The following is an 8,961-nucleotide window of genomic DNA, read 5'->3' on the forward strand; positions in this document are numbered from 1 at the left end:
GATGAACCACCCGCACGTCGAGGTGGTGATGATCGGTGGCCGCCTCTTCAAGCATTCGATGGTGTCGGTAGGCGCCGCCACCATCCAGGCGATCGCTGACATCCGCGCGGACTTCTACTTCATGGGCGTCACTGGCATTCACGCCGACGCGGGCCTGAGCACCGGCGACCTGGAAGAAGCGCTGGTGAAGCGCGCCTTCGCCGCGCGCGCGGCCGAAGTGGTGGTGCTGGCCTCGCGCGAAAAGATCAACGCCGCCTCGCCCTTCGTGATCGGGCCGGCCACGATGGCCACGACCGTCGTGGTGGAGCGCGATACACCGGCATCGGCCACCAACGAGCTTGCCGCGTTGGGCATTGGCATTGTTCGCACTTGATCGAGTAGCAGATTGAGCAAGCTGCGATAGAAAAGGGCTACCGAACTTTGTGCCGGCGCGGGTTTATCCCGAGCCGTTTTCCCTCTTTTACGGTTTTTCGAACCCGGCACGCCGCCACCCTCATCGCGAGGGTGGCGCACCGCCCGGAGTGTCGATGTCAGTCATGGAAGAAAACGAAATCTACGTTGTAGTCGGCGAAGTCATGGTGCTTTCCGCACGCATCGAGGCGTGCCTGGAATCTTGCATCACCGCCTGTCTTCCCGAAGCCAGTCCCATCGCTTCTGGGCCAGTACTACGTAGGCTTAACTTCACCAACCAAATAGCGATTCTCAACGAGTTGGTGCAAGGCCTGTATAACCGGCGCGACACGACGCTGGTGGAATTCCGCCGCTGGCTCCGGCGCCTGAAGCGTATACGTGGACGCCGCAACGACCTCGTGCATCAGGTACTGAAAGCCGCGCGTTCGTGCGAAGACCTGGGGCGCTGGAAATCGGAGATCGAGCGCATGCGAGAAGAATGCACCCAGGCACCCCACTGGGCCCAGGCCCTGCGCACCCGCCAGCTCATTAGGGGTCAGAGTCTTTGTGACTCTGGCCCCGTAGCGCTGGCAGTGCTTTAGCAAGCGACCCGATAGCGCGTCTTGCTTCCCCCGCCGGGCAATTGCACCAGCAACCTCTTCTCAAGAAGGTCGGCGAGGTGGCGCGTCGCCGTGGCCTTGGACACCTTGGCCACCTCCTGGTATTTCGAGGCGGTGATGCCGTCTTCGAAGGCCCGTTCGCCGCCGTCGAGCAAACGGTTGATCACCTTCAGCTGCTCGGGAAGCAGTGATTGCGATCGATGTTCCTGCCAGAAGCGTGCTTTCGCCAGCACCCGGTCGATGTGGCCCAGGGCTTGCCGCAGGCTTGCCAGCAAGGTGCGTAGGAACCATTCGAGCCAGGCGGTGATATCCAGGCCGCCCTTCTGGCTGGTTTCCAGTATCTGGTAGTAGCCCTTGCGGTCATCCAGGATGCTCGACGACATGGCATAGAAACGGATGGCCTGGTTCTCGCCCTGGGCTAGCGCACGGTCGCTGATGGCGCGCGTAAGCCGACCGTTGCCGTCGTCGAACGGATGCAGGGTGACGAACCAGAAATGGGCGACGCCTGCGCGCAGCAGTGGGTCCATCGCGGCGTCATCGCGACTGGCATTGAACCACGCCAGAAATGCGTCCAGTTGAGCATCCAAGCCATCGCGCGGTGGCGCTTCGAAGTGCACTGTTGGCCGGTCGATGCGGCCAGAGACCACTTGCATCGGCTCATCCCGGCGCAGGCTGCCCACGCGCACGTGCATCGGCAGGATGCTTTCCTGTTCGGGGAATAGGAGCTCATGCCAGTGCAGCAGTCGAGGCAGGTCGAGCGGGACATCGACGTTCTGCGTGGCGTCGAGGGTGAGTTCGGCAAGGCCTTCGCTGCGCGCGGTCGCCGGGCGCCTGGGTTCTCCAGCCACGCGGAGCCGCCGGGCCAACGATGAGCGCACCGATTCCACGTTCAGTCGCTCGCCTTCGATGGCCGACGAGGTCACGATGTTCTGCAGCAGTGCGTCGAGTTCGCTTCGCGCCTGGTCGTCCCGGGCTGCTGCGTCGACCATGCCCAGCAGGCGGCCCTGAGCCTGCTGACAGGCTCGCAGGGCGGCGGCTAGAGCCTCCGCCGACCAGAAAAATTTAGGCCAATCAGGCTGTTGCCAGATATAGAAGGGCCCTGAAGGTGGCGATTCTCCGCTCATGAGCCGAGCCTAGCATGTGATCGGCTCATATTGTGAGCCGATACAAGGAACGCATCGGCTCACCAGGTGAGCCGCTTAAGGTGCCGGATCGGCTCACCGACAGGCTACAGTGCGCCGATCCCCACCCTCGAAGGAACGCAACATGCCCGTCCTCTCCGTCCAGATGCTCAGCGGCCGCACCCCCGAGAAGAAGACCGAGTACATCAAGGCCCTGGCCGAGACCACCGTCCGTGTGCTGGGCGTGCCTGAGCACGCCGTAACCATCGTGGTAACCGAAGTGAATCCCTCGCATTGGGGTACGGGTCTGCGCACGATGGCCGAAGTACAGGCAGAAAAGTCCGGCGTGAACGACGTGGCCACGTGACTTCATGCACGGGCAGTGCGGCTCGAGGGCGGTGCATGCTCGCTGCCACCTCGGGGAGGCACCGCCATGCCAGTTCGTACGCCTGTTATTGCGCTTGGATTACTCGCAACAGCCATCGTCATGCCGGCTTCAGCCGCCGACGCCCCGGCTTCCCTGCAGAAAGAATTGCTCGCTTCGACCCAGGCACTGGTGGATGGCCTCCCCACCGGCGACAAGGCAACCTGGCAACGCCTGTTGACTGACGATGCGGTGCTGGTGGATGAATTCGGCCGTATCGCGCACAAGGCCGACACCATCGATTCGTTGCACGCGTTCCCGCCCGGGTTCGCCGGCAGCATTCAATTACGTGATCCGCACGTGACCCAACACGGCGATAGCGCCTTGCTGCAGGTGGAGGAATACGAGCAGGAGACGGTGTTCGGGCAGAAACTCATCGTGCGCTACGAGTCGCTATGGACTTATGTCAAGCAGGCCGATGGCTGGAAGCTCGCCGGCTATGCGGATTCCACACTGCCCACCGATCCGCCCAGGCTCACCGTGGCGAACCTGAATCCTGACGACTACGTCGGCTCTTTCCGTTATGCGCCCACCCGCGCGTGGACGGTGGTCAACAAAGGCGGCGTGCTCAGTTACACCACGCATGCCGGCGGTACGCCCAACGTATTGCAGCCGATCGCCCACGACGTGTTCATGGGCAGCGACGAGGAAAGAAACCTGCTGATCTTCCACCGCGGCGCGGACGGCAAGGTCGATGCACTAATCGAGCGGCGCAAGTTCAATGACCTGAAACTGGCGAAGGATCGAGCTTAGTCGGCCGGGTAATCCGGCTTGGCCGATTGCGAACTCCAGGTTCAAGGAATTAGTACCGAACCTGCGTTTATCGCGGTCGATGTCGCGGGCATGCTGGCGGTGTTCCACTGGAGCATCCCCGCATGACCGAGCAAACCGAACTTCGACGCCGCGGCCTGGCCTTGATCGACAAGCTGCATGGCGGCCACGCCGGCGAGGCGATGATGGCCGAGGTTGCCGATGTCTGCCCCGCTTTCGCCGAAATCACCGTGGACGTGGCGATGGGTACGATCATGAGCCGCCCGGGCCTGGACCTGGCCACACGCGAACTGATCCTGGTGGCTGCCTGCGTGGTGCTTGGCCACGCCATGCCACAGCTGCGGGCGCATGCGGAAGCTGCGCTGAAAATGGGTGCCACGCGCCAGCAAGTCACCGAGACCATCCTGCAGCTGGTGCTGTACGCCAGCGGCCCCTCCGTGCGCAACAGCCTGGTGGAACTGAAAGACCTCCTGGTGGAGGCCCATTAGGGGCCAATCGGGGTCAGAGTCATTTTTATTTAAATGACTCTGACCCCATTTTGGGGGCGTAGACTGCGGGCATGGATATCTCCCGTGATGGCTTCGCGCCTGTGGCGGCGGCGTTGGCCGCGGACCGGTGGTGTGTGGCCGACGGGCTCCTGACGGCGGCGCAGACAGGTGACTTGGGCGAGGAATGTGCGGCCCAGCATTCACGTGGAGCCATGCGGGTCGCGGCCACGGGATCCTCACATAGCGCAGGCCGGTTGCGTGGCGACGTTACCGAGTGGTTCGACGCGCTCGCGCCGACGGCCGCCCAGGCGGTGTTCGTGGCGGGTATCGATGCGCTGATGCGTTCGCTCAACCGCGCCCTGATGCTCACCATGGTGGAAAGTGAATCGCACTATGCGGTGTACGCCATCGGCACGGGCTATGTGCCCCATGTGGACCGTCTGCGCGATTCCGACGAGCGGGTGGTGTCGGCGGTGTTCTACTTGAACGATCAATGGCTCGAAGACGAAGGTGGCGCATTGCGCCTGCACCTTGCCCGGAATGTCACGTGCGACATATTCCCGCGTGCGGGAACGCTGGCCTTGTTCATGTCTTCGGACATCCTGCACGAAGTGCTGCCGGCCACGCGCACGCGGATGAGCATTGCCTGCTGGATGCGGCAACGCCCTCGACATCGCTGAACGCATGATCTTGCGATCATGTGACGCGTGTCCCAACTGTGGACATGCACGGGCGGATACGTAGCCAGCTGCAACACTTGGCGCGGCACACTCGATCACGCAGGGGGACTTTGCGTGATTCTGCTCATGGGGAAACAGCCAATGTCCAAGCGTCACCTTCGCATCGTCCATGCGGCGCTGTTGCTGCTCGTCTTGCCGTTCGCCGGCCATGCCGCCGATACCAACTGCCCATCGCTGTTCCAGGGCGGCCAGGCTCCCGACCTGATCGATACCTCGCTCGCTGAGCGCACCACCACCATTTGCTTTGACGCGTACTCCATGGATGCGTCTGGCGTTACCAAGGGACCGCTGTGGTCCGCCGAGCACATCACCGCCGAACAGGTGGCCGATGCCGGGAATATCTCGCGCAAGGATTCATTCCATGCCGAAACGGGTATCCCGGTGGCGGACCGTTCGGAACTGGCCGACTACAAAGGCAGCGGCTACGACCGCGGCCATATGACGCCTGCGGGCGACGAGCCGGATGCCGCCTCGCAGAAACAGAGCTTCTCGCTGGCCAACATGGTGCCGCAGTCGCACGTGCTAAACACCGGCAAGTGGGAGCGCATCGAGACCACCGTGCGTAACATGGCTACCAGTGATGGTGAGGTCTACGTGGTAACAGGCCCCGCCTTCGACGGCCCTACACCGGACACCATTGGCGCCGACGCCGTAGTAGTGCCGAACTACACGTGGAAGGCTATCTATGATCCCGATGAAGGCGGTGCCGCCGCGTGGGAATGCACCAATGTCGACGTGCCCACCTGCGAGGTAGTCTCGGTGCAGGCGATCATCGACGAGACCGGCATCGACCCGTTTCCGTCGCTCAGCACCTCGGTCAAATCCCATCCCATCTCGTTGCCCCTGCCCAACTGATTCACATGGGCAATGCCGCCTGAAACGCTTATGCTGAGGCCACATCCGTTCTGCGGTGGAGGCCATGGACGAGGAGCGGTTCGACGTGGTGATCATCGGGGCAGGCCTTGCCGGCATCGGCATGGCCTGTCACCTGGCGCGCGAGCATCCAGGTAAGCGGGTGGCTTTGATTGAGCGCCGCCAGCGCCTGGGCGGTACCTGGGACCTGTTCCGCTTCCCGGGAATCCGCTCGGACTCCGACGTCTTTAGCTTCGGCTATGCGTTCCGGCCATGGCAGTCGCCGACCACGATGGCCGACGGCGAATCCATCCGGCAGTACATCCAGGACGCCGCCCGCGAATACGGCGTGGAAGAAAAGATCCACTACGGCCTTCAGGTGCAGCGCGCCGAATGGAGCGGCGCCGATGGTGCATGGACACTGCACGCGGTGCATGAAGCAACAGGCCGCCAGCAGGTGTTCACCGCCAGGTTCCTGGTGAGCTGCACGGGCTACTACGACTACGACGCCGGCTACCAGCCATCGTTTCCCGGGCAAGAGCATTTCGGCGGCACGATCGTCCATCCCCAGCACTGGCCGTCCGACCTCAACTACACCGGCAAGAACGTGGTGGTGATCGGCAGCGGCGCCACGGCCGTGACGCTGGTGCCGGCCATGGCGGAAAAGGCGGCCCATGTGACGTTGCTGCAACGGTCGCCTTCCTACATCATCTCGCTCCCTGGTGTGGATCCGATCTCGAAGCTGCTGGGCCACATACTGCCCAAGGCTGTCGTGCACCGGATGGCGCGTCGGATCATGATCGCGATCCAGCGCGGCCTCTACCTTGCCTGTCGCCGCTGGCCGCATGCCATGCGCCGCCTGCTGGTGGCGCAGATGCGCCTGTATGCGGGCAAGGGCATGGACATGCGGCATTTCACCCCCTCGTACATGCCCTGGGACGAGCGCGTCTGCGTGGTACCCGACGCGGACCTCTTCAAGGTCATCAAGGCGGGCAAGGCCTCGATGGCCACCGACCGCATCGATACCTTCACGCCAACGGGCATTCGCCTGGCATCGGGCCAGGAGTTGCCGGCGGACATCGTGGTGAGTGCCACGGGCCTGACTATCCAGGTACTCGGTGGCATGCAGGTGCGCGTGGATGGCGTGCCGCAACCGCTGCATGACCGCATGCTCTACAAAGCCGTGCTGGTGCAGGACCTGCCCAATTTCGCCTGCGTCATCGGATATGCAAACGCGCCCTGGACATTGAAGGCGGACCTGGCTGCCGCTTATGTTTGCCGCTTGCTCACCCACATGGACACCATTGGCGCCGCCGTGGCAACGCCACGCGATCTCGATGGCGTGGCGGCCGAAGGCAACGTGCTGGGGCAGCTAACGGCGGGATACGTCAAGCGCGGCGATGCGGTGATGCCTCGCCAGGGCCGTACCTATCCCTGGGCCGTCGAACACCACTACGGACACGATCGCCGCATGCTTGTCGCCGGTCCCATTCCCGACCGGTGGCTGGAGCTTCGCTAGCCATGGCCTAACGGCGGGTAACCCGCGGCCTCCGCGGGGACTTCCGGAGGATGTGTATCGGCATACCATGGGCATGCGTCCCCAGCCGGGAGGAATTCCCATGCGCACCCTCACCAAGATCCTCGCTCTCAGTACCGCGGCCCTGGCCGTTTCCGGCAGTGCCCTGGCCGCCAGCAAGCACGACCCCGCCGAAGAGCTGGCCAAGTTGCTTGAAGGTCGGGTAGCGGGGCCGCCTGTGAGCTGCATCAACCTGCCCCAGGCGCAAGGTAGCCGGGTGATCAACCACACGGCCATCGTGTACGACTTCGGAACGACGATCTACGTCAATTACCCCAGGGGCGGCGCCGACTCGTTATCCAGCGACGATATCCTTGTGACGAAAACACCCGGCACTCAGCTGTGCAAGATGGACATCGTGCGCATGGTCGACCGGAGCGTAGGCTTTCCGAAGGGCTTCGTGAGCCTTGGGCCATTCATTCCCTACAAGCGGGTCGCCGCAGCGAAATGATGAGTGCTGCGCTGGACGAGCGAGCCTTCGATCGAGATGTGCTGGTCGGCGATATCCGCAACGCCTGCACGGTGTGATACCACCAGGATGACGGTGCCGGGCAGGCGTCGTTTCACCGCCTTCAGTACCGACAACTCCGACGGCGCGTCCAGTGCGCTGGTGGCTTCGTCCAGCACGGCCAGGTGGGGCTGGCGCAGGATCACCTGCGCCATCATCAATCGCTGCAGCTCGCCGCCGGACAGCCGGCTGGACGCATCGTCCAGTGCCGTATCCCATCCGTCGGTCGAGGCCTCCAGCCGCGTCAGAAGGCCAACGTCGCGCAATGCGTCACCCAGCTGCCGCTCGGTGGCGCCAGGCGCCGCCCATAGCAGGCATTCGCGCACCGTTCGTTGCCATGGGCGTACCTGCTGGCCCACATAGGCACCCCGGCGCACGTGCGCACGATAGTCGTCGAAATCGATCGGTCCGAAGCTGTCGCGCGCAACGAATACTTCCGGTTCGGTCATGCCCGCAAGCACATCCACCAGGCTCGTCTTGCCGATGCCCGAGCGGCCGGAGATCAGCGTGAGCTCGCCGGGCCTCAGCTCGATGTCGAGCAAGGTGACACCTGGGCTAGGCGGTGTCACCCGCACTCGTTCGATGTGGATCACATCCGCCGCATCCGGAGCTTGCTTCGGCGAAGCCGCCGGCTGTGTCGTGTCCAGCTGTATGTACTTCCGCCACAATTCGAACGCCGGCACGGCCGACCGCCATTGCTGGAAACTTTGCCGGGTCAGCAGTACGGAAGGCAGCAGCCGTACCAGCAGCAGGCACACGGCCACCAGCGAACCCTGGTCGATTCCCTGCCAGCGGTGGGCCAGCATGAAGACTGCGCCCACGCCCAGCGCCGCCATCAGCTCCAGCACCAGCCGGCCGGACGCAATCAGTTCCTGCTGCCTCCTGTAACCCTGGGCCAGGCGGGACGACACGGCATGATGGCTCTTTTCCTCGGCGGTCTCGCGCTCGAACGAACGCACGTGGCGCAGGCGGCGCGGAAAATCCTCGCTGTGCCAGAAAAGGTCGGTGAGGTCCCGTATGAAGCGACGGCTCACGGCCGATTGTTCGCGGCCGAAACTGCGCGACACCAACAACCCCGCCACCACCAGCAGGGGCACGGCCAATACCAACCACGGTGATATCCACACGGCGAAGGCGAGGGTCACCACCGAGGTAAGGGCGGCCACCAGCAGTTGCTGCAGCGCGCCGTACCCCGAGACGATGATCTCGACGTTGTAGGTGAGGACGTTGGCGATCTCCGACGATGGGAAATCAGCCAGCGATGCGATGGGCGCAGCCATCAAGCGGGCATGTGCGCGTTGCCGCAAGGTACGGGCGAGACTTCCGACCAGCCATGCGCCCAGGCGCGCCGATTGCCAGCGCATCAGGGCGAAGGCGATGGTGGCGACGCTGAAGGCAATCGCCTGTGCGTCGGTGCTGCCCATGCTGAATAATCCGTGGCCCAGCAGCGACGGCTGCATCAGGGGCAACA

At 63.6% G+C, this 8,961-nt stretch carries 11 protein-coding genes; 9 read left to right on the forward strand and 2 right to left on the reverse strand.

Going from position 1 to position 8,961, the window contains the following annotated elements; all coding sequences use genetic code 11:
* The coding region (locus VK519_RS14120) for a hypothetical protein (RefSeq protein WP_324350786.1) at positions 1-373 on the forward strand (373 nt) is incomplete at its 5' end.
* 163 nt (positions 374-536) lie between these two features.
* The gene (locus VK519_RS14125; protein WP_324350788.1) at positions 537-992 is read left to right on the forward strand and encodes a hypothetical protein; all 456 of its coding nucleotides are present in this window, start codon (positions 537-539) and stop codon (positions 990-992) included.
* On the opposite strand, the gene VK519_RS14130 is transcribed toward VK519_RS14125, so the two are convergent.
* Complete coding sequence (locus tag VK519_RS14130; protein ID WP_324350790.1) at positions 989-2,134, reverse strand: Fic family protein; 1,146 nt, start codon at positions 2,132-2,134, stop codon at positions 989-991. The two genes, VK519_RS14125 and VK519_RS14130, sit on opposite strands and share 4 nt — an antisense overlap.
* A gap of 142 nt (positions 2,135-2,276) precedes the next feature.
* On the opposite strand from VK519_RS14130, the gene VK519_RS14135 reads away from it, so the two are divergent.
* The 7 genes from VK519_RS14135 (at position 2,277) to VK519_RS14165 (ending at position 7,433) form a co-directional block, all read left to right on the forward strand.
* The gene (locus VK519_RS14135; RefSeq protein ID WP_324350792.1) at positions 2,277-2,498 is read left to right on the forward strand and encodes a tautomerase family protein; all 222 of its coding nucleotides are present in this window, start codon (positions 2,277-2,279) and stop codon (positions 2,496-2,498) included.
* 120 nt (positions 2,499-2,618) lie between these two features.
* A complete protein-coding gene (locus tag VK519_RS14140) occupies positions 2,619-3,308 on the forward strand; it encodes a nuclear transport factor 2 family protein (RefSeq protein WP_324350793.1) in 690 nt (229 codons plus the stop codon).
* 122 nt (positions 3,309-3,430) lie between these two features.
* The gene (locus VK519_RS14145; protein ID WP_324350795.1) at positions 3,431-3,814 is read left to right on the forward strand and encodes a carboxymuconolactone decarboxylase family protein; all 384 of its coding nucleotides are present in this window, start codon (positions 3,431-3,433) and stop codon (positions 3,812-3,814) included.
* Positions 3,815-3,885: 71 nt separating this feature from the next.
* Entirely contained in the window at positions 3,886-4,494 is a 609-nt protein-coding gene (locus tag VK519_RS14150) for a 2OG-Fe(II) oxygenase (RefSeq protein WP_324350796.1), read from the forward strand.
* A 141-nt stretch (positions 4,495-4,635) separates the two neighbouring features.
* Positions 4,636-5,409 (forward strand): DNA/RNA non-specific endonuclease, encoded by a 774-nt coding sequence (locus VK519_RS14155; protein WP_324350797.1) that lies wholly within the window; start codon positions 4,636-4,638, stop codon positions 5,407-5,409.
* A gap of 64 nt (positions 5,410-5,473) precedes the next feature.
* The gene (locus VK519_RS14160) at positions 5,474-6,925 is read left to right on the forward strand and encodes a flavin-containing monooxygenase (RefSeq protein ID WP_324350798.1); all 1,452 of its coding nucleotides are present in this window, start codon (positions 5,474-5,476) and stop codon (positions 6,923-6,925) included.
* A gap of 100 nt (positions 6,926-7,025) precedes the next feature.
* On the forward strand, positions 7,026-7,433 hold the full coding sequence (locus tag VK519_RS14165; RefSeq protein ID WP_324350800.1) for a hypothetical protein: 408 nt from the start codon (positions 7,026-7,028) through the stop codon (positions 7,431-7,433).
* Here VK519_RS14165 and VK519_RS14170 read toward each other — a convergent pair.
* Positions 7,406-8,961: ATP-binding cassette domain-containing protein (locus VK519_RS14170; RefSeq protein WP_324350801.1), on the reverse strand; the 1,556-nt coding region annotated here is incomplete at its 5' end. The two genes, VK519_RS14165 and VK519_RS14170, sit on opposite strands and share 28 nt — an antisense overlap.

Source organism: Pinirhizobacter sp., assembly GCF_035317885.1.
Classification (GTDB): domain Bacteria; phylum Pseudomonadota; class Gammaproteobacteria; order Xanthomonadales; family Rhodanobacteraceae; genus Pinirhizobacter.